This is a genomic window from Xylophilus sp. PBN-3R, assembly GCF_057747805.1.
On sequence record NZ_CM173225.1, the window covers coordinates 880,882 to 903,836 of the forward strand.

Genomic DNA, 22,955 nt, shown 5'->3' on the forward strand with positions numbered 1-22,955 from the left:
GTCCTTCCTCCGTGACGCCAGCGCCAGATTCCGTCCCTGCCGAATTTCCCGCACCGCCACCACGGCGCGGACGTCCTGTCCTTCATCCCTGGATCATGGCTGCCCTCGCCGGCCTGGTCGCCATCGGGATCCGGTCCCTGGTGCAGCCCTGGATCGGCGGCGAACTGGCTTTCGTGGTCGCCTTTCCGGCCACGGTGCTGGCCGCGCTGATGTGGGGCACCGGCCCCGCGCTGCTGACGGCGCTGATGTGTGCCTTTGGCGCATCGCTGCCTTTGCCGCCGGCTTTTTCGGCCAGCGTGCAGCCGCCGCTCCAGGTGGGTGTCTTCATGCTGTCGGCCATCGTCATCTGCCTGGTGGCAGGGCCGCTGGGGCAGGTGCGCCGCCAGCACCGTGCCATGCGGCCGGCGCTGGGGTCGGTCGGCACGCCGCTGAGCACGTGGCTGCGGATGGTGTTGCTGGGCGCGGTGCTGATCCCGCTGACGGTCTTCATCGCCGTGGCATGGTGGGGGCTGGATGCCGCACGCGCCGACGCCGAAGGCGTGGCCTCGCGTGCCGGCAAATTGACCGCCGACCATGCGCGGGCGGCCTTCGACGTGGCGGCCGACGTGGCCCACAAGACATCCGCCATCAGCGCCATGCCCGACGCCGACCTGCTGGCACGGGATACCGCGCTGCGCCAGCGCCTGGGCGACATGGCGACCGGTCTGCCGGTGGTGGTCAACATCAATATCTGGGACGCTGCCGGCCGGCCGCTGGCACGCAGCGATGCCGAACCCAACCGTCTGGCCACGGTGGCCGACCGCGCGTATTTCAGGGAGCAGCGCGACCATCCGGAAAAGCTGGCCCGTTTCAGTGGTTTCAACGTCAGCGAGGTGATCTCGGGGCGGCAAAGCGGAAAGCCGCTGATGAACCTGACCCTGCGCAGGCCGTCGGCCGACGGCAGCTTCCGCGGCGTGGTGGCGGTGTCTCTTTCACCCGAATATTTCTTGCAGTATTACCAGGCGCTGGCCGCCGAAGACCAGCGGCTGGCCACGTTCTCGCTGGTGCGTGACGACGGCGTGGTGCTGGCGCGCTGGCCCGGCACCGACGGCCTGACCCGCATGTCCGAAGACAGCGAAGTGCTGCAGCGCATGCGGGCGGGCGAAACGGACGGCACGGTGATCCGCATGGCAGGCATCGGCCGCGACACCCGGCTGGTGAGTTTTCGGCAAGTATCCGGTTATCCGCTTTACGTGGTGGCGGGTTTCAGTCAGCAGGCGGTGTTCGCGCGCTGGCTGCATTTCCTGATGTTGCTGGTGGTGGTGCTGGCGCCGATCAGCGCGGGTCTGGTCTATGTTTCCTGGGTGGCGCTGCGCAAGACCCACCAGGAAAGCGCCACTGCCGCAGCGCTGCGCGACGAGATCCGCCGTCGTTCGGCGGCCGAAAAGAACATCCTCGAATCGCAGCGCCTGGAGACGCTGGCGGTGCTGACCGGTGGTGTGGCGCACGACTTCAACAACCTGCTGGCCATCGTCAACGCGAGCCTGCATCTGCACACCCGCAAACATCCCGCCGAGGCCCACGAGCCGCAGGTGAAGGCGATGGAGCGGGCCATCCAGTCGGGCGTGCGGCTCACCCGCCAGTTGCTGTCCTTCACCCGCAAGCAAGCGCTGCATCCGGAAAGGGTCGAGCTCCAGACCTGGCTGCCGGGCGCCGCCGACCTGCTGCGCACCACGCTCGGCGCCATGATCGAACTGCGCTACGACGTGGCGGCCGATACCGCGCCCATCCTGGTGGACACGGCCGAACTCGAACTGGCGCTGATCAACCTCGCTGTGAACGCCCGCCACGCGCTACCCAAGGGCGGCCATCTGACGATCGTCGCCACCAACGCGCTGCCGGCGCAGGATGGCGGCGCGGCCCAGGTGCTGCTGATGGTGCGCGACGACGGCGTGGGCATTCCGGCCGACGTGCTGCCGCGGGTGCTGGAACCTTTCTTCACGACACGCGAGCGCGGCGCCGGCTCGGGCCTGGGGCTGAGCCAGGTAAACGGCCTGGTGATGCAGTCCGGCGGTCACCTCAAGATCGACAGCAAGCCGGGTTTCGGCACCACCATCAAGCTGTTCTTCCCGACAGTGGAGGCGGTCGTGGGCGTGCGTGCCGCCGAGCCCGAACCCGAGGCACCGCTGAGCGGCAAGCTGCTGCTGGTGGAGGACAACGCCGAAGTGGCTGCATCCATGGCGGGCATGCTGCTGGCGTCGGGCCTTCGCATCGAGCGGGCCGCCAGTGCCGACGAAGCGCTGGAACGCCTGGCCGCCTCGGTGGTGCTGCCGGACGTGGTGCTGAGCGACATCGCCATGCCCGGCACCATCGACGGCATCGAACTTGCGTTCCGTCTGCGGGAACGCTACCCCGGCCTGCCGGTGGTGCTGGCCACCGGTTATGCCGACAAGCTGGAAGTCGCGACACGCGGCGGCCTCGAGGTGCTGGCCAAGCCGCTGTCGCCGACCCTCCTGCTGCGGCGCCTTCGGGAGCTGACGCAATCCCGATGAGGGGCGGTGCACCGGCCCGTTTAATTTCGAATGTCTTACCGTCCATCCGCCGACCGATATCCATGACTACCGTCGCCAACGCCCTGCAGAACCTCGACCTGACCGAACTGGCCGCCCGACTGGCCGATGGCCGGCTCACCAGCACGCAACTGGTCGAAGAAGCACTTGCCGCCATCGACGCCCCTGGAGGCGAGGGCGGCCGCTGTTTCATCCAGGTGCATGCAGAACGTTCGCGTGCCGAGGCCGCGCAGGTCGATGCACACCGCAAGGCCGGGCAGTTGCTGCCGGTGCTGGCGGGCATTCCTGTCTCGCTGAAGGACCTGTTCGACGAAACCGGCGTGACCACGCTGGGCGGCTCGAAGGCCATGGTCGGCGAGCCGGCCGCCACGCAGGATTCGCCGGTGGTCAGCCGCCTGCGTGAAGCCGGCGCCATCCTCATCGGCCGCACCAACATGGTCGAATTCGCGTACAGCGGCCTGGGGGTCAATCCGCACTACGGCACACCGCGTTCGGTATTCGACCGGGAGACCGGCCGTATTCCGGGCGGTTCGACTTCGGGCGGCGCGATCTCGGTGTCCGACGGCATGGCGGCGGCGGCCATCGGCAGCGATACCGGCGGTTCGCTGCGCATTCCGGCGGCGCTCAACGGCCTGGTGGGTTTCAAGCCGACCCAGCGCCGCATTCCGCTCGACCATGTGATGCCGCTGGCGACGAGTTTCGATTCGGCCGGTGCCATCGGCCGCACGGTGCGGGACTGCGCGCTGGTCGACGCCATCCTGGCCGGTGAAACGCCGGGCGATTTCCAGTCGCTGCCGCTGTCGTCGCTGCGCCTGGCGGTGCCGCGCACTTATTTTCTGGACGACCTGTCGCCCGATGTCGCGAGTGCGTTTGCACGTGCGCTCTCGCGCCTGTCAGCGGCCGGCGCCGCCATCGTCGAACTTGAAATGCCCGAGTTCGGGCGCACGGCGGACATCAACCCGCGCGGCATGGTCACCGCCGTCGAGGCCTACACCTTTCACCGTGGCCTGATCGAACGTAAGGCTGACCTGTACGACCCGCGGGTGCTGGGCCGCATCCGCACCGGTGCCCCGGTGCTGGCGGCGGACTATGTGCAGCGACTCGATCTGCGCCGCGCCTACATCGCATCGGTGAACCGCGCTGCCGCCGGCTTTGACGCCATGCTGATGCCCACTACGCCTGATACCGCGCCGACCATCGCCGAGGTGACGGCCAGTGACGAGGCCTATTACCGTTTCAACGGCCGCATGCTGCGCAATCCGTCCGCCGTCAATACCTTCGACGGCTGCGCCCTGTCAGTGCCCTGCCACGAGGCCGGCAAGGCACCGGTCGGTCTGATGATCGCCGGCTGCGCCGGCACCGACGCCCATGTCCTGGCGGTGGGCAGCGCCATCGAAGGCGCAGTCGCCTGATCAGGCCGCCTGATCAAGTCGCATAGACGGCTTCCAGGTCGCGGAAGCCCTTGATCTCGATCGGGTTGCCGAACGGGTCGAGGAAGAACATCGTCCACTGCTCGCCCGGTTCGCCCAGGAAACGGCCTTGCGGCTTCAGCACGAAATCGGTGCCGGCGGCGGTCAGCCGGTCGGCCATGGCCTGCCATTCGGGCAGCGCCATGATCAGGCCGAAATGCGGCATCGGCACCATCTTGTCTCCCACCTTGCCGGTGGCGGCCGTGCTGAAGGGCTGGCCCAGATGCAGCGAGATCTGGTGGCCGAAGAAGTCGAAATCGACCCAGGTATCGGTGCTGCGGCCTTCCTTGCAGCCGAGCACGTTTCCATAGAAGGCGCGCGCCTGGTCGAGGTCGGTGATGTTGAAGGCGAAATGGAAGATGGCTTGCATGGTGTGGTTCTTCTGGTTGTTCGGTGTCGGTTCGGGATTTTTCAGTAGCCGCGGGCGGTGTCGACCACGCCGCGCAGCGGTTCGCCGGCCAGCGCGGCACGCACCTTTTCGCTGATCTGAGCGATGGATTCGTGCACCAGCGTCTGGGCCGACACATGGGGTGTCAGCACGATCTGCGGGGTCGTCCAGAAGGCGTGCTCCGGCGGCAGCGGCTCCTGCCGGGTGACGTCCAGCGCGGCGCCTGCCATGTGGCCTTCGTCGATCAGCCGGAGCAGGTCTTCTTCGACCAGTTGCGAGCCGCGTGCCACGTTGATCAGGTAGCCGCCGGGTTTCAGTTTCGACAGCGACCGGTAGTTCAAAATGTCCCGCGTGGCATCCGTCAGCGGCAGCAGGCAGACCAGCACCCGGGTCTCCGACAGGAACTCGTCGAACTGCCCGGCACCCGACAGGCACTGCACGCCCTCGATGGACTTGGCCGACTGGCTCCAGCCGAACACCGGAAAGTCGAAGGCCGCCACGCTGCGTGCCACCCGCTGGCCCAGGGCACCCAGGCCCATCACGCCGACCGGGAAATCCTGGCGCCTGCGGGGGCCACGCGGCGCCCATTTCTGTTGGGCCGCGCTCTGCGCATACACATCGAATTCGCGGAAGTGGCGCAACAGGGCATGGCATACGTAGTCGGCCATCTGCACCGCCATGCCGCCGTCCTCGATACGCACGACCTGGGCGTTCGCGGGCAAGCGCAGGCGCATCAGCGCATCGACGCCGGCGCCCATGTTGAAAATCAGTTTCAGGTCCGGATGGGCATCCATGAAAGCCTGCGACGGCGACCAGACCACGGCGGTCTGCGCCCGGGCCGAAGCCGCCGGCCACACGCTGACCTCGGCATTTGGCAGGGCGGCGTGCAGGCCGTGTTGCCAGGCCTCGGTATCGGCAGGGTTGCAGCAAAGGGCGATGGGGAGCGGCTGCGAAGTCTGGAAAGGCGTTGGCGCGTTCATGCATTTGATCTTAAAAAGATTAATTCATGAAAACACGAAAAATCATGGGGTAAAACATAAAAGTTATTCATGATCTTCTGAAGGCCGACCCATGATCCGCTACCTGGAAACCCTCTCTGCCGTCGCCCGCCACGGCACATTCTCGGCAGCCGGCGATCGGCTGGGGCTGACGCAGTCGGCGGTCAGCATCCAGATGCGCAAGCTGGAGGAAACGCTGGGCATCGAACTTTTCGACCGCAGCGGCCGCACCGCAGTGCTCAGCGAAGCCGGCCGGCGTGCGCTGGTGCATGCGGAGCAGATCGTGCAACTGTTCGGTCAGATGACCCACGGCGTAGCAGATGCCGATGTGACCGGCACCCTGCGTGCCGGAGCCATCGGCACGGAATTGCTGGGCCGGGTGGTCGATGCGCTGGTGCTGTTCGGCCAGCGATTCCCGAATGTGGATGTGCACCTGACGCCGGGCAGTTCTCTGGAACTGATGGCGCTGGTGGAAAAGCAGCAGCTCGATTGCGCGCTCATCGTCAAGCCGGCCTATCCGCTGGAAGGTGTGCTGCAGTGGCGCACCTTGCGGCGTGAACCTTTCGTGCTCATCGTGCCGGCGGACGAAACGTCGAGCGAAGTGGCGTGGCTGCTGGCGCACCGGCCGTTCGTCCGCTACGAACGCCATTCGCACGGCGGCAGCCTGGTGGAGCGGTTTCTGCGGCGGCGTAAATACACGGTGCGTGAATCGGTGGAAACAGACTCCATCGAGGCCATCGCCCTGCTGGTGGCGCGCGGCGCGGGCGTGGCCATATTGCCCACCACACCCGCCTTGGTGGTGATCGGTGCGAAGGTCCGCGCCATTCCGCTGGAAACGGACACCTTCTATCGCGAGATCGGCATGGTCGAAAGAATCGATAACCCGCATGCCCACCTGAATGGCGACTGGTGGCGGGCGGTAGCCGATATTCATGCCGAATAGTTGAAAGTCCTTTTTATCCTGTGTGATCAGGTTTCAACCCGTATAAAAGGAAATTATTTTCAGCTAAAGGAAACTCTAATAATTAATCAGGAAGCGGGTCCCAACTATTCATACACTCCGCGGTCTTAAACATTTGTTTCAACACCGCGCATGAAAATAATAAGGGTCGACGTCAGCTTGCCGCACCGGCGGTGCAAGTCTGTCCGCCTGGGGTCGATTATCCAAAGCCAGGTAATCGAATCTTTTCCTCCGCATTCGCCGGAATCTTGTCTTTTATTGCCCTCGCGTCGTCAGCCGAGGCACAAATCAACGTAATGAAACCCCGCGGTCGCCACACCGCCGGCCTGTTTCGTCGTCCTCCCATCCCGGCCCCTTCTTTCCAAACCCACAGGAATATCCGTGAGCAACGCCAGCAGCCAGAAATTCATCGCCCGCAACCGCGCACCGCGGGTCCAGATCGAATACGACGTGGAGGTCTACGGCTCGGAGAAAAAAGTCGAACTGCCTTTCGTGATGGGTGTCATGGCCGACCTTTCCGGCCGCCCCGCCGAGGCGCTGCCGCCGGTCGCCGACCGCAAGTTCCTGGCCATCGACGCCGACAACTTCGACGAACGCATGAAGGCGGTGCGGCCCCGCGTGTCCTTCGCCATACCCAACACCCTGGGCGGAGGCGGACAGCTGGCGGTCGACATGAGCTTCGACAGCATGGACGACTTCTCGCCGGCACAGGTCGCCCGCAAGGTGCTTCCGCTCGCGCGCCTGCTCCAGGCCCGCAGCGAACTGGCCAACCTGCTGACCTACATGGACGGCAAGGCAGGTGCCGAAAGCCTGCTCAACCAGCTGCTGCAGCAACCGGCGCTGATGCGTCTGCTGGCCGACCCACAGGCCGCCGCCGGCGCCGCCTGACCCCCCATCACCTGAGACACCCATGAACGTCCTGCAGCAAAACGCCGTCCTGCCCGTCCTGCCACCGGCCGTCGCCGACCGTGACCAGTTTTCCAACCTGCTCGACCGCGAGTTCAAGCCCCGCACCGACGAAGCCCGCGGCGCCGTCGAAGCCGCCGTATGCACCCTGGCCCAACAGGCCCTGCTGCACGGCACCACCATGACCGACGACGCCTACAGCACCATCGAAGCCATCCTGGCGGAAATCGACCGCAAACTGTCCGAGCAGGTCAACCTGATCCTGCACCACCCGGATTTCCAGCAGATGGAGTCCGCCTGGCGAGGCCTGCAGCACCTGGTCTTCAACACCGAGACGGACGAGAAACTCAAGATTCGTTTCATGAACATCTCGAAGGACGAGATGCGCCGCACGGTGCGCCGCCACCGCGGCGTGGCCTGGGACCAGAGCCCCATCTTCAAACGCATCTACGAAGAGGAGTACGGGCAGCTGGGCGGCGAGCCCTACGGCTGCCTGGTGGCCGACTACAGCTTCGACCACTCTCCGGCCGACGTCGAACTGCTGGCGGCCCTGGCCCGTATCGCGGCTGCCGCACATGCGCCGTTCATCGCCGGCGCGTCGCCTTACCTGCTGGGCATGGAGTCGTGGCAGGAACTGGCCAATCCGCGTGACCTGGCCCGCATCACCGCCAACCTGGAACACGCCACCTGGTCGGCTTTGCGCGAAACCGACGACGCCCGCTATGTGGGCCTGGCCATGCCGCGTTTCCTGGCGCGCCTGCCTTATGGCGCCAAGACCCATCCGGTGGACGAATTCGACTTCGAGGAAGAAACCGACGGCGCCGACCACCGCAACTTCGTCTGGACCAACGCGGCCTATGCCATGGCGGTCAACATCAATCGCAGTTTCAAGCAATTCGGCTGGTGCACCATGATCCGCGGCGTCGAATCGGGCGGTACGGTCGAGAACCTGCCTTGTCACACCTTCCCCACCGACGACGGCGGTCTCGACATCAAGTGTCCCACCGAAATCGCCATTTCGGACCGGCGTGAATCCGAGCTGGCCCGGGCCGGCCTGATACCGCTGGTGCACCGCAAGAACACCGGCCATGCGGCTTTCATCGGCGCCCAGTCGATCCAGAAACCCCAGGCCTACACCGACCCCGATGCCACCGCCAATGCCCAGCTGGCGGCACGCCTGCCCTATCTTTTTGCCAGCACCCGGTTTGCGCATTACCTGAAATGCATCGTGCGCGACAAGGTCGGCAGCTTCGCAGAACGCGAGGACATGCAGCGCTGGCTCAACGAATGGATCATGTTCTACGTCGATGCCGACCCCGCCAACTCCTCGCAGGAAACCAAGGCGCGGCGCCCGCTGGCGGCTGCCGAAGTGGTGGTCGAGGAACTCGCCAGCGACCCCGGTTTCTACAGCGCCAAGTTCTTCCTGCGGCCGCATTTCCAGCTCGAGGGCCTGACGGTCTCGCTGCGACTGGTCACCAAGCTGCCGTCTCTCAAGCAACTCGCCTGAACGCCTTGCGTTTGCCTTCTGCCGCCTTTCCTTTCCCTTCTTCCTAACAAACGGAGCCACCATGGCACAAGACATCTTCCTCAAGATCGACGGCATCGACGGTGAATCGCCCGACACCGGCCACAAGAACGAAATCGACGTGCTGTCGTTCAACTGGAAAGTGCTGCAGTCGTCTTCCATGCATGCCGGCTCCGGCGGCGGTGCGGGCAAGGCCACGGTCGAAGATTTCGAGTTCGAGCATTACATCGACCGCTCCAGCCCCAATCTCATGAAGTACTGCCTCACGGGCAAACACGTGGCCGAGGCGAAGCTCACGGTCCGCAAGGCCGGCGGCAATCCCCTCGAATACCTGCGGCTGGTCTTCACCGACGTCATCGTGACCTCGGTGGCGCCTTACGGTGGCAGCGCCGACGAACTGCGCATCCGCGAAAAGGTCCGGCTCTCTTTCTCGAAGATCCAGCAGGAATACGCGGTGCAGAACGCGCAGGGCGGCAGCGGCGGCGCGGTGACGGCCAGCTACGACATCAAGGGCAACAAGGAGTCCTGAAACCGCATGCCGTAACGCCATCAGCACACAAGCACCATCGGAAATCCGTCGCCATGACCAGGTTCAACAAGATCGTCTGGAGCGAAGGCCTGTTCCTGCGGCCCCAGCTTTTCCAGCAACAGGAACGGTACCTGGAGCAATATGCCCACCGGCGGGCGTTGGCCGGTGGTCCCTTCTTCTGGGGTTTCCGCCACCAGCAGATCCAGCTTCATCTGCTGGCGCTCGGCATGGTCGGACTGGACGCCTGCAAGGGGATTTTCCAGGACGGCACCCCATTCGAACTGCCGGCCGACGGGCCCTTGCCCGCGCCCCTCAAGGTGGGGGCGCTGGATGTGGGCAAGGTGGTCTGCCTGGCCTTGAGCGTGCCCGGCGGCACCGGCGAGGAAACCACTTTCGAGGGCTTCGACGCGGCGCCGGCATCGCTCGCCCGCTTCGCGGTGTTCGATGCAGAACTGCGGGATTCCAACTCTGTCGGCCAGGGGCCGCAGCCGGTGCAGATGTCGCAGTTGCGCACGCGTCTCATGGTGGGCGACCAGAAAGACGATTCGTGGCTGGCCTTGCCCCTGGCCCGCATCCACAGGGTCTCCCAGGATGGCTGCGTCGAGCTGGATCCCGACTTCATACCGTCCGTCAGCGGATTCGGTGCCAGCGAGGTGCTGGTCCGCTGGCTGAAGAACCTGCATGAAACCTGCCACATGCGGGCCGAATCGCTGGCGACCCGCCTGAGCGCAAGCGACGGCCAGGCGCAGGACACCGCCGAAATATCCGACTTCCTGCTGCTGCAGATACTCAACCGCAACGAACCGCTGCTGGAGCATCTGCTGCAGGTGGCCGCCACGCCGCCCGAACAGGTCTACACCCTGCTGCGCGGCTTCTGCGGAGAGCTCTCCAGCCTGGTGCGGTCCGAGTCCCGCCGACCCTTGTCGCATACGGCTTACCAGCATGGGGATCTCCAGCGCTCTTTTCAGGCGCTGATGGTTGACGTGTCCGCCTTGCTGAACGATGTGCTGGTCCGCAGCGCCCGTCGCATTCCGCTGCAGCCACGTGCCAACAATGTGCTGTTCGGCAGCATCGAACCCGACGAGTTGCGCAATTTCGGCAGCCTGGTCCTGACGGTAACGGCCCATTGGCCGGTGGCGCAGATCGCCAGCGAATTTCCGGCGCGCTGCAAGCTGAGCCCGGTGGACCGGCTGGGCGATGTCATCCGCGCCCACATCCCCGGCATCGGCCTGCTGCTGCTGCCGGTGCCGCCGCGACAACTGCCTTTCCAGGCCGGCCGTGTGTATTTCCAGCTGGAGCCGCTTGGCCTGCAGTGGGAACACCTGCTGACGCATGGCGGCCTGGCCATGCACATCGGCGGTGACATACCCGGCATGCGGGTCGAGTTGTGGGGAGTGCAGCGCACATGAGTCCTCTACCCCCGGACAGCGGGAGCGGGGACGACGTCGTGCTGCCCCCGGGCCTGCCCCAGGCGCAGCGCCTGGCATCCGTGCTGGCGGCGGCCAACCCGCTGTTCGAGGCTGCCATGCCCTTGCTGCGACTGAGGGCCGAACTTCCGCCTGAACTGGATCCGCGCGGTGTGTCGGTACTGAACCGGCTGCTCGAGCGGGAGGTGCAGAACTTCCAGGCCCTGTGCACCGGCGCGCAGATCCGCCATGAATACCTGGTGGCCGCCAGTTATGCCTTGTGCACTGCCATCGACGAGGCCGCCACCAGCACCCGCTGGGGTGGTGGCAATGGCGGCGAACAGGTGGGGGTGTGGTCCAACCACCAGCTCGCCATGCGTTTCCATGGCGACAACCGGGGCGGTGACAAGGTCTTCCTTCTGATCGGCAAGCTGGCGGCCAGTCCGCAGCAGCACATGGACCTGATCGAGCTGGTTCACGCCATCCTTTGCCTGGGTTTCGAAGGGCGTTACGGCGCAGCCCTGGCCAGCGAAGGACGGCGCCAGCTTGAAACCATCCGACACCGGCTCTTCGTGCTGCTGTCCGCCGCCCGGGGCGAGGTGCCCGCCCGGCTTTCACCCCATGCGCAGGCCGCCACCAAGGGGCGCTTCAGGCCGCTGCACATCATTCCGCTGCGCGGTGTCTGCGGCCTGCTGCTGCTGGTGCTGGCCGGTCTGTTCTGCAACTACAAGATCCAGCTGGTGCGGCGTGGTGCGGAAGTGCTGGAGCAGTTGAAGGCCCTGGGTACGCTGCAGGCGCCGGTGCTGGTGTCCCGGGTCCGGCCGATGCGCCTGAAATCCCTGCTGGAGGCCGAGATGGAACGCGGCACCGTCACGGTGGACGAAGACGAGACCCGCAGCGCCGTCAGTTTCCGGGGCGACGACATGTTCGCGCCCGGCCAGGCACGGCTCAATCCCCGCACCGTGCCCTTGATCGGCAAAGTGGCGCGCGAGCTCAACGAGCTTCCCGGTCGTCTGCTCGTCAACGGCCATTCGGACGACCAGCCGATACGCACCCCCGAATTTCCCGACAACCAGCACCTCAGCGCGGCCCGGGCGAACGCCGTTGCCGTGGCGCTTCAGGCCGAGGGTGTCGAGAAGTCACGCATCCAGGTCCAGGGCATGGGCGCCACCCAGCCGCTGGCCGACAACCGTACCGCGGCCGGGCGTGCACGCAACCGGCGTGTCGACCTGATCCTCAGCGCCGACTAGGCACGGATTGCCGATTGCCACCTCCGATTTGCCGAGTTCCCCATGCCAATGCTCGTTTCATTCCTGAACCTCGTCTTCTCCCGCATCACGCTGCTGCTATGCGGCCTTCTGCTGGTCGGCATGGCCGTGTGGTTCGGCGGCCCACTGGTCGCGCTGGATGGCGTACAGCCGCTGGCTTCGGGTTCAGCCCGGCTGGTGGTGCTGATGCTGCTGCTGGCCACCGCGCTGCTGTCGCTCACCGGCGGACCCTTCGGCCTGCTGGTGGTGATCGGCCTTTGCCTGTGCATCTGGATGGCGGGCCCCTTGTTGTCTCTGGGCAGCCTGAAGCCACTGGTTTCGCGAGAAGTGCGCATCCTCTGCATCGTGGGACTGCTGTTGGTGTATGCCGGCTACTGGCTCCACCGGCTGCTGGGCAAGGTTTCGGAAGACCCGCAATTCCTGTCCAGGTTCTTCCGTTTCCGAAAAATCGACGAAGACGGCGCGGCACGGAAACGTGCCTTGGTGCAGATCGACCTGAAGCTCCAGCGCGCACTGTTCCGGTTGCGGGCCATGCGCGACGGCGGCCTGTGGCGCCGCTGGTTCCAAAACCGCCGCCATCTGTATGCCTTGCCGTGGTTCATGGTCATCGGGCCGACAGGTGCGGGCAAGACGGCGCTGCTGCGGCAGTGCGGACTGCAGTTTCCCCTCACACGAGACAGCAGCAACCCGGTCCAGGACGCGCACCCGACCGAGGATTGCGACTGGTGGCTGAGCAACCAGGCGGTCATGCTGGACACCTCGGGTCGTTATGTCGAGACAGGTCACTCCGCGCCCACCGATCCAGCGGAAACCGCCGAGCTGCGATTGCAACCGCAATGGCAGTGGCAAGGCCTGCTGGGGCTGCTGCGCAAGCACCGGCCGCGTGCACCGGTCAACGGCGTGCTGCTGGTCGTGAGTGTTGCCGAACTGGTCGAGACCGATGCCTCGGAAAGGGCCCGGCAGGCGAGCGTCCTGCGTGACCGGCTGGCCGAACTGCGGCGCGGACTGGGCATCGCCTTCCCCGTCTACCTGGTGGTATCCAAGGCCGACCAGATGCGGGGGTTCCGCGAATTCTTCCAGTCCCTCACGAGCGAGGGCCGTACCCAGGTCTGGGGCTTCACCCTGGCGACGCCGAGGCCCGCAGTGCCTTGGCGACGCGCCGGTCTGCCGGATGGTGATCGCCACAGCGTGAAGCGCCAGGTCGGCGAGCAGCTGGACCGGCTGAAACAACGGCTGGAAGCGGGCCTGCGGATCCGCCTGAACGAGGAATTCGAACTCGACCGCCGGCAGCAGCTGTTCACGCTACCCCTGGAAATGGCGGGGGTGAGCGAGTCGGTGGCGCGTCTGGTCGACGACGTCTTCCTCGATTCCCGTTTCGACGAAACCCCTGACCCCCACACCCTGCGCGGCGTGTATTTCTGCAGTGCCGAACAGGGCGATGTCCCGCGGTCGATGCAGACCGCCACGGTGCTGCAGCAACTCGCCGAGGCGACGAACCAGCCGCCGCCGCCTGCCAAGCCCCAGCCGGCGGAGCACCAGTCCTTTTTCCTGCACGACCTGCTGACCCGGATCGTCATCCCCGAGGCGCATCTTGTACGACCCAATCGCCATTGGGAGTTCAGGTTCCGCATGCTGCGCCTGCTGGGGCACAGCCTCGCCTTGCTGATATTCGGCTGGCTGGCATTGGCTTTCACCACCAGCTGGCGCAACAACCTGGCCTACCTGGACACGGTGCAGGCCCGCACCGTCGAACTGCGCGGCAAGGTGATGCAACTGCTGGCCGAACCCACCCGCGCCAACGTGCCGGCGGTGCTCGACTCGGCCCGACGGGTTCCGGTCCATCCCGCGCTGGGCGAGGGTGGCCCGCCCGCCAGCTTCGCGTATGGCCTGTTCGTGGCCGAGCCGGTGATGGCCGCATCGGCGCAGGTCTATTCCGGACTGCAGGAGCACCTGCTCCTGCCCGTCGTACTGCAGCGGCTGCAGGTGGTGCTCGCCGCCCGCCTGCGCGAGCAGGATGCGCCCGGTGTCTATGCCGCCTTGCGGGTCTACAAGCTGCTGCACGACCAGGACCGCTACATGGCCGAAGGCGCGGCGCGGGATGTGCGTGAATGGGTGCTGGCCGACATCACCACCGGGCAGGGCGCCGCGGCGCTGGGCGTGGGCGACGCCACCGCCGCCCATCTCCGCTCTTTGTTTTCGGGTGCCCGGCCCATGCAGGCGGCGTCGCCACCCAGCCAGACGCTGATCCGCGAGGCGCAGGCTTTCCTGGACAGCCGCACCGCCGGTCAAAGGCTGTACGAGCGGGCGCGCACGGCCTTCCAGAAAGACGCGCCACCCGACTTCACCCTGGTACGGGCGGTAGGCCCCCAGGCCGGCACCGTGTTCTCGCGCGAAGGCGGGCTCTCGCTCGAATCCGGCGTGCCCGGCCTCTTCACCTACGACGGTTATCACGGCCTGTTCGACAAACGCCTGGCAGCCTTCGTGGGCCGAGCATTCCCGGAAGATGCCTGGGTCATGGACCGCAGCGATTCGGAGCAGGCACTGGCCGGCCGGTCGGCGCCCGATCCAGGCATTTCAGCCTCGCCGGCCGCCGATGCGATGGTGGAGGAAGTGAGGCGGCAATACCTGTCGGAATACGTCGAACACTGGGACCGTTTCCTGGGGTCGATCCGCGCCGTCGGCACCGCCAGGGCCCATCCGCCGATCCCGTCGAACACTTCCGCCGAGCTGGTCGGTCCGGCAGGTGGCAGCCTGGGTTTCGACCTGAGTGTGCTGCGCCAGTTCGCCGCACCCGATTCGCCGCTCATCCGGCTGGCCCGTGCCGCAGCGCGTGAAACCACGCTGGCGCAGGCGGCGCCCGGCCGCTCGCTGGAGATCGTCCCCGCAGCGATTCCGTCCTCGGCCCCGGCGCCCGTCGCCCGGCGTAGCGACTTACCGGAACGAACCCTGGTCGATCAGCATTTCGCAGCCCTGCACGAACTCGTCACCGGCCAGGCCGACACCGCACCTGCCGGCGACGGGGGCCTGGTCGCGGCGGCCGCCGCCAGGCCCGGGCTGGACGCGGTATCGGTGGTGGTCAACGATTTCTACAACCAGCTGGTGGTGGCCGACACGGCCCTGGCGGCCGGTTCGCTGCCACCCGCCGGCGGCGATGCCGGAGCCCGTCTGTTGCTCGAAGCCGGCAAGCTGCCACCACCCCTGCGGGAAGTCCTGCTGGCGCTGGCGCGCAATGGCAGCAGCCGGGTGGGCGAGGGCGCCGGCACCATCCTGCGCCGCCAGGCCCAGCAGCAACTCGACCGGCTGCTCGGCCTGCTGGCGCAGAACGTGGGCGAGCCCTGCCGGCGCGGCATCGAAGGCCGCTACCCCTTTGCAGCTTCCAGCCAGGACGCCGCCGTCGAAGATGTCACCCAGCTCTTCGCTGCAGGCGGCGCCACGGACGAATTCTTCCAGCGCCACCTGGCCATGTTCGTGGACACCAGCGCTCGTCCCTGGCGATACCGCGCGGCCGGCGGCGTCCTGCCTTCCATGCTGGCCGCGCTCGACAACGCAGCCCCTGCCGGCACCGGCCCCACGCTGGCGGGCGAGTGGCTCAAGCTGCTGGCGCAGGGCGGCCCCGACCTCGACACCTTCTACCGTGCGCAAAGGATCCGCGAGCTTCTTTTCCGCGAAAACGGCGGCAAGAAGCTCGGCTGGAAGGTCGAGGTCACCGTGCTCGACCTCGACCCGACCATCACCGACCTGGTCATCGACATCGACGGCCAGGCGCTGCGTTACCGGCACGGGCCGCCGCAGCCGCTGAAGGTCGAATGGCCCGGACCGCGCGGCGGGTCGACAGCGGCGCTGACGGCCAACCCGCAGATTTCCGGCGCCACCTCGGTCCTGTCGGTGGACGGTCCGTGGGCCTTGCTGCACCTGCTGGAAAAAGGCCGTGTGCTGACCAGCGCCACCGCTGGCCGGGTCAGCGTCGAATTCGGCTTCGACGGCCGCAAGGCCTTGCTCGGCATCAGCGCCGGCAGCCAGCCCCATCCGTTGAACAGCGACGTGCTGCGCGGGTTTCACTGCCCCGGAACGGCGACCTGAGCCATGGCGGACAACGCTTCCTATTCGCCGGGCCTGGATGCCGACATCCTGTCCGCCCTCGGCATCACCGGACCGGTCGACCCGACGGTCGCGGGCGGCTTCGGCGATGCATTCTCCGATCTGCCGCGAAGCCTGCCATCCCTGCACCGGGCAGCGCCGGACGAACACCTCGTCGACGCCTTGCGCCGCGAGTTCGACCGGGTCGTCGCCGACCCCTCGCAACTGCTGGGCACCACCGACTGGCCGGCCCACAAGGCCAGACGCCATGAGCCGGCGCCCGACTTCGAGGCCCTGGGTGCGCTGGCCAAGCCTTTTGTGCATCTGCGTGACATGGTGCTGCCGCCGCTGAGCATCGACACCTGCATCGCCGGTTTCGATTCCGACGAACCGGCCGGCGCGCCAGGTCTGCTGAGCATGCCCGTGCCACCCGAAGTCCTGCGCCTGTTCGCGCCCGAAACACCGTTGATCGGCGCCATGTTCGGCCTGCCCGCCGAAACCCGCCGCGACCACCACCAGTTGACGACCGGCACCGTCATGAGACCCGGGCGTTTCACCAGTCCGGCACCCATCACAGCACCACAGGCCCGCCATGATCCAGATGCAGCGACCCCTTGAAGTCACCTGTCCGGCCATCCCGCTGTTCCTCGGGCAGCCGGCGCTGGAACCCGTCAGCCTCTCGGGCACCGAAGGCCTGAACAGCCTGTTCCGTTATGAGCTGGTGGTGCAGACGCTCGAAGGCATGAGCCACCACGCCGCAGGCATCACCGACTGGTCGCTGCACACCTTCATCGGCGCAGAAGTCCAGTGCCGCATCCAGCTCGACGGCTCCGGCCGATTCGAACCCGGCACCGTCGGGTCCGCAGTCGACCGCATCGGTGCCGGCGTGCGGCAGATCAATGCCATCGTCACCCACATGGAACTGGCCGGCGACGACGGCCGGGACCTGCAATTCCGGCTCACGCTGGAGCCCTGGCTGCACCGAGCCACCCTCAACAGCGACTGCCGCATCTTCCAGGACCTGAGCGTCATCGAGATCCTTGGCGAACTGCTGGCCGCCTACCCGTTCGAGGTGCAGCAGCGCCTCATCCACACCTACCCCCGGCGCGACTTCCAGGTCCAGTTCAACGAAAGCGACTTCGCATTCTTCTGCCGCCTCACCCAGGAATACGGCATCCACTACGGCTTCGAACATGAAGACGGCCGGCATCGCCTGGTGCTGGCCGACCACATCGCCGCGTACACAAGCAGTCCCAGGGACAACCCGGGACACAGGCCCGGCGCCTACGACCGCATCGACTACCGCCCCGCCGGCTGGAAGGCCGATGCCGAGTACTTCCACCGCTTCGCCCCCGCGCGCGCGATGACCGGCAACCACTACAGCACCACCGACCACGACTACCACCAGCCGGAAGCCGACATGCGCCGCTCCAGCGGCGAGCCGGCAGCCGACCGGCCATCCGACCCGCGCGCCTGGCGGCCGGCAAGACCGCTGCTGGACACCTACCAGTGGCACCACCCGCTGGGCGGCAGCCACTTCGCCCAACCCGCGGCAGGCACCGACGATCCCGCGGCCAATGCGGCCTACGACCAGGGCGCCGCCTTCGCCCGGGTGCGGCTGGAGGCCCTGACCAGCCACGCAGCCCTCGCTACCGCCAGCGGCAACCTGCGTGGTGTAGTCCCCGGCCGAGTCTTCCGCCTGGCCAACCATCCCCTGCGCTCGGCCGAAGGCGACTACCTGGTGCTCGACACCCGGTTCGCCATCGAGAACCCGGCCTATGCCAGCCAGTCGGTGCCGTTACACGGAAGAGCGCAAAACACGGGCGCCGACAAAAAAGGGCAGTGGCGTGTCCAGGTCGACATCACCGCGCACCCCGTGTCCCAGCCGCTGCGGCCTGCACTCACGCAGCCCAAACCCCAGGCCAACGGCGTCCACACCGCGCTGGTCGTCGGCCCGACCGGCGCCAACGTCTGGACCGACGACCTGGGCCGTATCAAGCTGCAGTTTCCGTGGGACCGGCTGGGGCACAAGAACGAACGGTCCAGCTGCTGGATCCGTGTGCGCAACGACTGGGCCGGCTGCCAGATGGGCCAGGTCCACATCCCCCGCATCGGCCAGGAAGTGCAGGTCGCCTTTACCAGCGGGGACCCCGACCTGCCGGTGTGTATCGGCAGTGTCCACAACCCGCAGAACGCACCGCCGTGGATGCTGCCCAGCCAGAACGCGCTGTCCGGCATACGCAGCCGCGAACTCGGCCACGACCGCAATGGCGAGGGCACCGGCAACCGTGCCTGGGGCCGCAGCAACCACATCGTGCTGGACGACACCGAGGGTGCCATCCAGGCCCAGATCAAGAGCGACCACCAGCACAGCCAGCTGAGCCTGGGCGCCATCTGCCGCATCGAGGACCATCAGGGCCGCAAGGATGCAAGAGGCGAGGGTTTCGACTTGCGAACCGACGGTCACGGCGTGATGCGGGCCGGTGCGGGTCTGCTGATCACCTCCGAAAAACGCCAGGCCGCACGCAGCCATGCGAAGGACATGCCGGAGACCACGCAGCGCCTGCAGCGGGCGCAGGAACAGCACACGGTGCTGGGCCGGTCGGCCCGCCAAGGCACGGCGCAACCCGCAGGCGAACAGGAGTCCGTGGCAGCCGACCTGAAGACACAGAACCGGGAGATCCAGGGAAGCCAGGGAAGCCAGGGAAGCCAGGGAAAAGGCAAACCATCCGGCGAACTGACCCAGCCCCATGTCGTCATCGCCAGCGCCGCCGGCATCGCCAGCACCAGCGTCGGGCCGACCCACCTTGCGAGCGAGGAAGCCATCGCGCTGACCAGTAGGGCCGACACCAGCATCAGTGCCTTCGGGCACTTGCTGGCCAGCGCGCAGGAAGCCATCCGGCTGTTCGCCTTCCGGGCCGGCATGAAGCTGGTGGCGGCCGCCGGCGACATCGAGATATCGGCCCTGCAGCACAGCATCAGGCTGCTGGCGCAGCTGGATATCCGCATGGAAGGCGACCGCATCGAACTGCGGGGCCGCAAGGAGGTGGTGATCAACGGCGGCGGCAGTTACCTGCGGCTGGATGCTGCCGGTGTGACGGTGGGGACGGCCGGGACTTGGAGCGTGCGTGCGGGCAAGCATGGGGTGACGCCGGAGCACAACGTGCCTGTAGAGACCACGCTCTTGCCGCGAGTTGATTTGAAGCTTGGGGATGCTGCAGACGGCAGCGTGTCGATATCGAACTAACAGAGGAATCTCATGGTCATCAGCCCCCCCTTTCTTCCTGTCCGCGACTCAAATGAAACCGAAACCCAATGGATAGATCGGGCAATGGAGCAACAGAAGGCGCTAGCAAACGGCGTTGACACGCAAGAAGGATCATTCCCAATCGGTGGCCGTTTCATGTGGCACACCGGATTGCACTTGTCAGCCCCTTACGTCAACAGTCACCACCTGCCTGCGCGCGCTGTCGCGGATGGCACTGTGATCTACATACGCCAAGCCACAAAATACACAGAGGATCCCAACCACGCGTTGAATTACTCGCCCAGCAACGATGGCCCGAAATGGACGGACGACGGTTGCGTGATCATCCGGCACAGTACCGAAATCGGGGCCAAAGGTGACGTAGTAACCAGCTTTACCTACTTCACGCTGACTATGCATCTGTGTGAGGTGGACCTCGCCGTAACGCTTGGCAAATCAGTCTACAGAAAAGACGTTATTGGCAGGCCAGGAAAAATCTATGCCGCACCGGCTGACATCCACTTCGAAGTTTGTTGCGACGAGGCGCAACTTATCAACCTGACAGGTAAAAAGCCAGAGTGGCAACCGCCTTATGACATCGGCAGGCCGAACACCCCGACTGCTGATGGTCGTATAGACGCTGTCTTTGGAGACCTCTACATCTATCTGCCGGCTGGGACCGCAACCGCATCGTATCTACCCAAGAACCACTTGCGTTCTGGCAGCCACACAAGTCAAACGCTGGGTTCAGCGCAATGGGTCCGTATCCGTTACGAGTTAGGTCAGGGTTATCTCACAAGCTTGGATCTTTCGGGAAAAATCATTGGCGCGGTGAAGAAAGCTGACGACTTTGAATATCAACTGTACGAACATGCTTGTGCTATCCATAAACAAGTCAGTTCACAGACCTTTGTAGGCCTGAGTAGCCCCAGCGGCTGGTACGATTTGCTGCGCTTCGGCAGGAATTTGGGACCAGACCCGTTGCCGATTGATGCAGCTCACTGGCGAGAAATTCCAACTGCCAGTGGGACCGTTTGGGCGGATCTGAATTCATCCGGAACCTTCAAGCTGAGCGAAGCTGATTTTCCATATATAGGCGAATGGAACTTTTTCTCTGACGATGCCGCGCATCATGATCAGCGATGCCAGTCGGAAAATATGAAACGCTGGATCGCAAATTCCAAATTAAAACAGGAGGAACGATTCGAGTCCGAGGAGTTGGCGAAACGAATTGGCGTTGAAGACGTAAAAACGCGATTGAGGCGCGCCATATGTTTTTTTCCTACGGAATGGGACCGTTCCACCATTGAAGCCCGACATGGTTGGCTGCGGCATCCGATAAATGCTGAAAAACCTATCAGCGAAAAGAAGTGGGCCGAGGTCAAGCGTCATGCGGAAGCAATTTCAGTGGGAGATCTGCCTGAGGAGTATAAGAGTGCCAAATGGAGATTTCATCCGCAGGAGTTTTTGGCGACAATGCGGCGGGTGGGATGGTTAAGTAAGCGCGAATTTTTACAAACCATTCCGCGTCATCCGAATTATGAGACGAAGAATAATCCGATGGTGGCGAGCGAAATCGGAGTGGAGAATATCATTACCGTAAAAATGGCTGAAGACCGTCTCGGTTTATATCACATTCCATTGAATCGCGTAGCGCGAAAGTACTCAATCAATACCGCTGCGCGATGGGTGAATTTTTTAGCGCAGGTCATGTTGGAGACGGCGCAGTGGAGACCATCTTCAGGTCCAATGAGACAAAAAATGGAAGAGTGGTTTTTTGGTAAGGCCCAAAGTGGTAATGCGTTGGTGGAGAAGTATTCCGCATTTTATGGCCGTGGGGTCATGCAGTTGACATGGGCGGGAAACTACGAAGAGTACGGCAGATTTCGATCAAAGCTTTCGCTGCCAGATCATTTTGGACCCTATGTCGAGAAGTTGACGCCAACTCGGCCGCGAATTACTGAAGTGTCCAAGCATTGGACTGGAAATCCTGCTTCCAAAGCAAGTCAACAAACACAGTGGTCACCCAAATACGATCCAGACATTGTGGCATCAGATCCATACTGTGCATGTGACTCGGGTGGTTTTTATTGGGTGTCAAAACATCATGAAGGCCATATTAATATAAATCGAAAGTCAGACTGGGGCGTTGGTATCGATATTGTTAATCGCGTTAGCGTTTTGGTGAACGGAGGGGGAAATGGAAAATTTGAGCGACTGGCATATGCAGCCTATATAAATCATGTTTTGGGTGACACGCTTTCCCTCTCCATTGAACTTAATATTTCACTTTCGCCCGATAAACTAATACGGGTTAATTTGCTAAGGCCGAAGCAATGACTTTCAATTTAAATTTCTTCGTATGGATATTGGTTGTTTCCTCTGCTTCATTCATGCCCGCGTTCGCGGGGCAACGTGGTCCTGTAGATTCAGACTTGACGCGCCAAATGATTGACGCACGGCGTTATGAGCACTCATTCATCTTTGCCAAATACGATTTAAAAGTTGTTCGTGCTTTCGATTGGTATTATAAAAGTGCGCATGGAACGGTTTTACTCGCGCAACCGCGTGGCCCAGCTGATGATATGGCATGCATTGTTTTTAACGATTTTAAAAATAAAATTCGTTATGTAGATGAAAGCCAGCCGCGAACACTTTGCCGCTGGGGTTCCGAAATGGCGCGTGCTGAAGTTAAAAATGGACGCTTGACGATGAGAGTCGCACATGAAATTAATTTTGGGTCGTCGCCTGACAGCTTTGTAAAAGCAAACTTCACCCTAATTTATGATCGGGCGCGAGGGATCTTTTGTGCGATAAGTGAAAATCCCAAAGTGGCGTGCCCAGTGAGTTTCCAGTCAAATCATTGATTTGTGCTGAGTATGATATTGATATCTTTGGTGTTCCGATCCGTTCGTTGGGATTGTAGTCATGGGGGAAAAGGTTAAACATTCTTGTGCCGCCGTTACGCTCACACAATCCTTGTTAAGTATATCCTAGAGCCGCCTGCGGGTTCACATAAATAAGGCGCGATAATGAAGACTGAAAGCGTATTGATGGCGTCAAGTGGGATTTTGATTTTTCGGTGGTGTTTGCATTTATCGAGAATGAAGTTTCGAGCAAAAGTGTCGGGAATAATCTTGTTGGGCGGGATGCATGGGATGGAGGTTTTCGCGGCGTCACCAGCCGAAGCACCGACCCACTGTATAGCTTCCGAATACACTTATTTCTCTTGCCGCCTGCGAGGGTCGGAGACTGTTATTTCGCTCTGCGGGTCAGCAGTTAATCCTCAATCTGAGGATGCCGACATGCTTTTGAACTACAGGTCGGGTCCTTTGGGTAAGGTGAATATAAGATTTCCGGAAACTGCGGTCTCTGCAAAGAGCGGAATATTCCTTGGCACTTTCCTCAAGCCTTACGGCGGCGCTATTGTTTTGGAGTCGATCGAGTTTTCTGGCAAGGGAGTACTTCGCGTCTTGACAGATATGGACGGTGAAAGCAAGTTTGTTGGATTGAATACACGAGTCGGAAAAAACGTGAGGGAATATAAATGTTTGTCAAAAACCACCACTAGCGCGATGCAGAGTTTGATTCTTCGGTATTTACCTGAAGCTCCTCGGAGTTAGACGTTAACC

Annotated in this window: 16 protein-coding genes; 14 read left to right on the plus strand and 2 right to left on the minus strand. The window is 63.7% G+C overall.

Annotated elements, in window-relative coordinates; all coding sequences use genetic code 11:
• The first annotated feature begins 95 nt into the window (after positions 1-95).
• Positions 96-2,531, plus strand: a complete 2,436-nt coding sequence (locus tag AC3ANW_RS04070; protein ID WP_488343925.1) for a hybrid sensor histidine kinase/response regulator — start codon at positions 96-98, stop codon at positions 2,529-2,531.
• Positions 2,532-2,593: 62 nt separating this feature from the next.
• A complete protein-coding gene (locus AC3ANW_RS04075; protein ID WP_488343926.1) occupies positions 2,594-3,961 on the plus strand; it encodes an amidase in 1,368 nt (455 codons plus the stop codon).
• A 13-nt stretch (positions 3,962-3,974) separates the two neighbouring features.
• Here the strand turns inward: AC3ANW_RS04075 and AC3ANW_RS04080 are convergent, their stop codons facing one another.
• Both AC3ANW_RS04080 and AC3ANW_RS04085 read right to left on the minus strand, forming a co-directional pair.
• A complete protein-coding gene (locus AC3ANW_RS04080; protein ID WP_488343927.1) occupies positions 3,975-4,388 on the minus strand; it encodes a VOC family protein in 414 nt (137 codons plus the stop codon).
• A gap of 41 nt (positions 4,389-4,429) precedes the next feature.
• Positions 4,430-5,386, minus strand: coding sequence for a 2-hydroxyacid dehydrogenase (locus AC3ANW_RS04085; protein ID WP_488343928.1), 957 nt, complete (start codon positions 5,384-5,386; stop codon positions 4,430-4,432).
• 91 nt (positions 5,387-5,477) lie between these two features.
• On the opposite strand from AC3ANW_RS04085, the gene AC3ANW_RS04090 reads away from it, so the two are divergent.
• The 12 genes from AC3ANW_RS04090 to AC3ANW_RS04145 all read left to right on the plus strand — a co-directional run bounded on the left by AC3ANW_RS04090 (position 5,478) and on the right by AC3ANW_RS04145 (position 22,946).
• Positions 5,478-6,347: a LysR family transcriptional regulator gene (locus AC3ANW_RS04090; RefSeq protein WP_488343929.1), complete on the plus strand. Its 870-nt coding sequence runs from the start codon at positions 5,478-5,480 to the stop codon at positions 6,345-6,347.
• Positions 6,348-6,740: 393 nt separating this feature from the next.
• A complete protein-coding gene (gene tssB / locus AC3ANW_RS04095; protein WP_488345352.1) occupies positions 6,741-7,253 on the plus strand; it encodes a type VI secretion system contractile sheath small subunit in 513 nt (170 codons plus the stop codon).
• Positions 7,254-7,275: 22 nt separating this feature from the next.
• A complete protein-coding gene (tssC, locus tag AC3ANW_RS04100) occupies positions 7,276-8,778 on the plus strand; it encodes a type VI secretion system contractile sheath large subunit (RefSeq protein WP_488343930.1) in 1,503 nt (500 codons plus the stop codon).
• A 61-nt stretch (positions 8,779-8,839) separates the two neighbouring features.
• Positions 8,840-9,325 (plus strand): Hcp family type VI secretion system effector, encoded by a 486-nt coding sequence (locus AC3ANW_RS04105; RefSeq protein WP_488343931.1) that lies wholly within the window; start codon positions 8,840-8,842, stop codon positions 9,323-9,325.
• Between the two features lie 53 nt (positions 9,326-9,378).
• The gene (tssK, locus tag AC3ANW_RS04110) at positions 9,379-10,734 is read left to right on the plus strand and encodes a type VI secretion system baseplate subunit TssK (RefSeq protein ID WP_488343932.1); all 1,356 of its coding nucleotides are present in this window, start codon (positions 9,379-9,381) and stop codon (positions 10,732-10,734) included.
• Entirely contained in the window at positions 10,731-11,981 is a 1,251-nt protein-coding gene (gene tssL, locus AC3ANW_RS04115) for a type VI secretion system protein TssL, long form (protein ID WP_488343933.1), read from the plus strand. Before tssK ends, tssL begins: the two co-directional genes overlap by 4 nt.
• Before the next feature lie 42 nt (positions 11,982-12,023).
• On the plus strand, positions 12,024-16,079 hold the full coding sequence (tssM, locus tag AC3ANW_RS04120; protein ID WP_488343934.1) for a type VI secretion system membrane subunit TssM: 4,056 nt from the start codon (positions 12,024-12,026) through the stop codon (positions 16,077-16,079).
• Positions 16,080-16,082: 3 nt separating this feature from the next.
• Positions 16,083-16,694 carry a TagK domain-containing protein gene (locus tag AC3ANW_RS04125; protein ID WP_488343935.1) on the plus strand — a complete coding sequence of 204 codons (612 nt, stop codon included), beginning with the start codon at positions 16,083-16,085 and terminating at the stop codon, positions 16,692-16,694.
• Positions 16,669-19,323 carry a type VI secretion system Vgr family protein gene (locus AC3ANW_RS04130; RefSeq protein ID WP_488343936.1) on the plus strand — a complete coding sequence of 885 codons (2,655 nt, stop codon included), beginning with the start codon at positions 16,669-16,671 and terminating at the stop codon, positions 19,321-19,323. The genes AC3ANW_RS04125 and AC3ANW_RS04130 overlap by 26 nt, the downstream gene beginning before the upstream one ends.
• A 12-nt stretch (positions 19,324-19,335) precedes the next feature.
• Positions 19,336-21,663 (plus strand): hypothetical protein, encoded by a 2,328-nt coding sequence (locus AC3ANW_RS04135; protein WP_488343937.1) that lies wholly within the window; start codon positions 19,336-19,338, stop codon positions 21,661-21,663.
• A complete protein-coding gene (locus AC3ANW_RS04140) occupies positions 21,660-22,190 on the plus strand; it encodes a hypothetical protein (protein WP_488343938.1) in 531 nt (176 codons plus the stop codon). Before AC3ANW_RS04135 ends, AC3ANW_RS04140 begins: the two co-directional genes overlap by 4 nt.
• A 438-nt stretch (positions 22,191-22,628) precedes the next feature.
• Positions 22,629-22,946: a hypothetical protein gene (locus AC3ANW_RS04145; RefSeq protein WP_488343939.1), complete on the plus strand. Its 318-nt coding sequence runs from the start codon at positions 22,629-22,631 to the stop codon at positions 22,944-22,946.
• Positions 22,947-22,955: the final 9 nt, after the last annotated feature.

Coding starts and splice junctions, on each gene's coding strand:
- AC3ANW_RS04070 (WP_488343925.1), top strand. CDS start 96: ATGGCTGCCCTCGCCGGCCTGGTCGCCATCGGGATCCGGTCCCTGGTG.
- AC3ANW_RS04075 (WP_488343926.1), top strand. CDS start 2,594: ATGACTACCGTCGCCAACGCCCTGCAGAACCTCGACCTGACCGAACTG.
- AC3ANW_RS04080 (WP_488343927.1), bottom strand. CDS start 4,388: ATGCAAGCCATCTTCCATTTCGCCTTCAACATCACCGACCTCGACCAG.
- AC3ANW_RS04085 (WP_488343928.1), bottom strand. CDS start 5,386: ATGAACGCGCCAACGCCTTTCCAGACTTCGCAGCCGCTCCCCATCGCC.
- AC3ANW_RS04090 (WP_488343929.1), top strand. CDS start 5,478: ATGATCCGCTACCTGGAAACCCTCTCTGCCGTCGCCCGCCACGGCACA.
- tssC (WP_488343930.1), top strand. CDS start 7,276: ATGAACGTCCTGCAGCAAAACGCCGTCCTGCCCGTCCTGCCACCGGCC.
- AC3ANW_RS04105 (WP_488343931.1), top strand. CDS start 8,840: ATGGCACAAGACATCTTCCTCAAGATCGACGGCATCGACGGTGAATCG.
- tssK (WP_488343932.1), top strand. CDS start 9,379: ATGACCAGGTTCAACAAGATCGTCTGGAGCGAAGGCCTGTTCCTGCGG.
- tssL (WP_488343933.1), top strand. CDS start 10,731: ATGAGTCCTCTACCCCCGGACAGCGGGAGCGGGGACGACGTCGTGCTG.
- tssM (WP_488343934.1), top strand. CDS start 12,024: ATGCCAATGCTCGTTTCATTCCTGAACCTCGTCTTCTCCCGCATCACG.
- AC3ANW_RS04125 (WP_488343935.1), top strand. CDS start 16,083: ATGGCGGACAACGCTTCCTATTCGCCGGGCCTGGATGCCGACATCCTG.
- AC3ANW_RS04130 (WP_488343936.1), top strand. CDS start 16,669: ATGATCCAGATGCAGCGACCCCTTGAAGTCACCTGTCCGGCCATCCCG.
- AC3ANW_RS04135 (WP_488343937.1), top strand. CDS start 19,336: ATGGTCATCAGCCCCCCCTTTCTTCCTGTCCGCGACTCAAATGAAACC.
- AC3ANW_RS04140 (WP_488343938.1), top strand. CDS start 21,660: ATGACTTTCAATTTAAATTTCTTCGTATGGATATTGGTTGTTTCCTCT.
- AC3ANW_RS04145 (WP_488343939.1), top strand. CDS start 22,629: ATGCTTTTGAACTACAGGTCGGGTCCTTTGGGTAAGGTGAATATAAGA.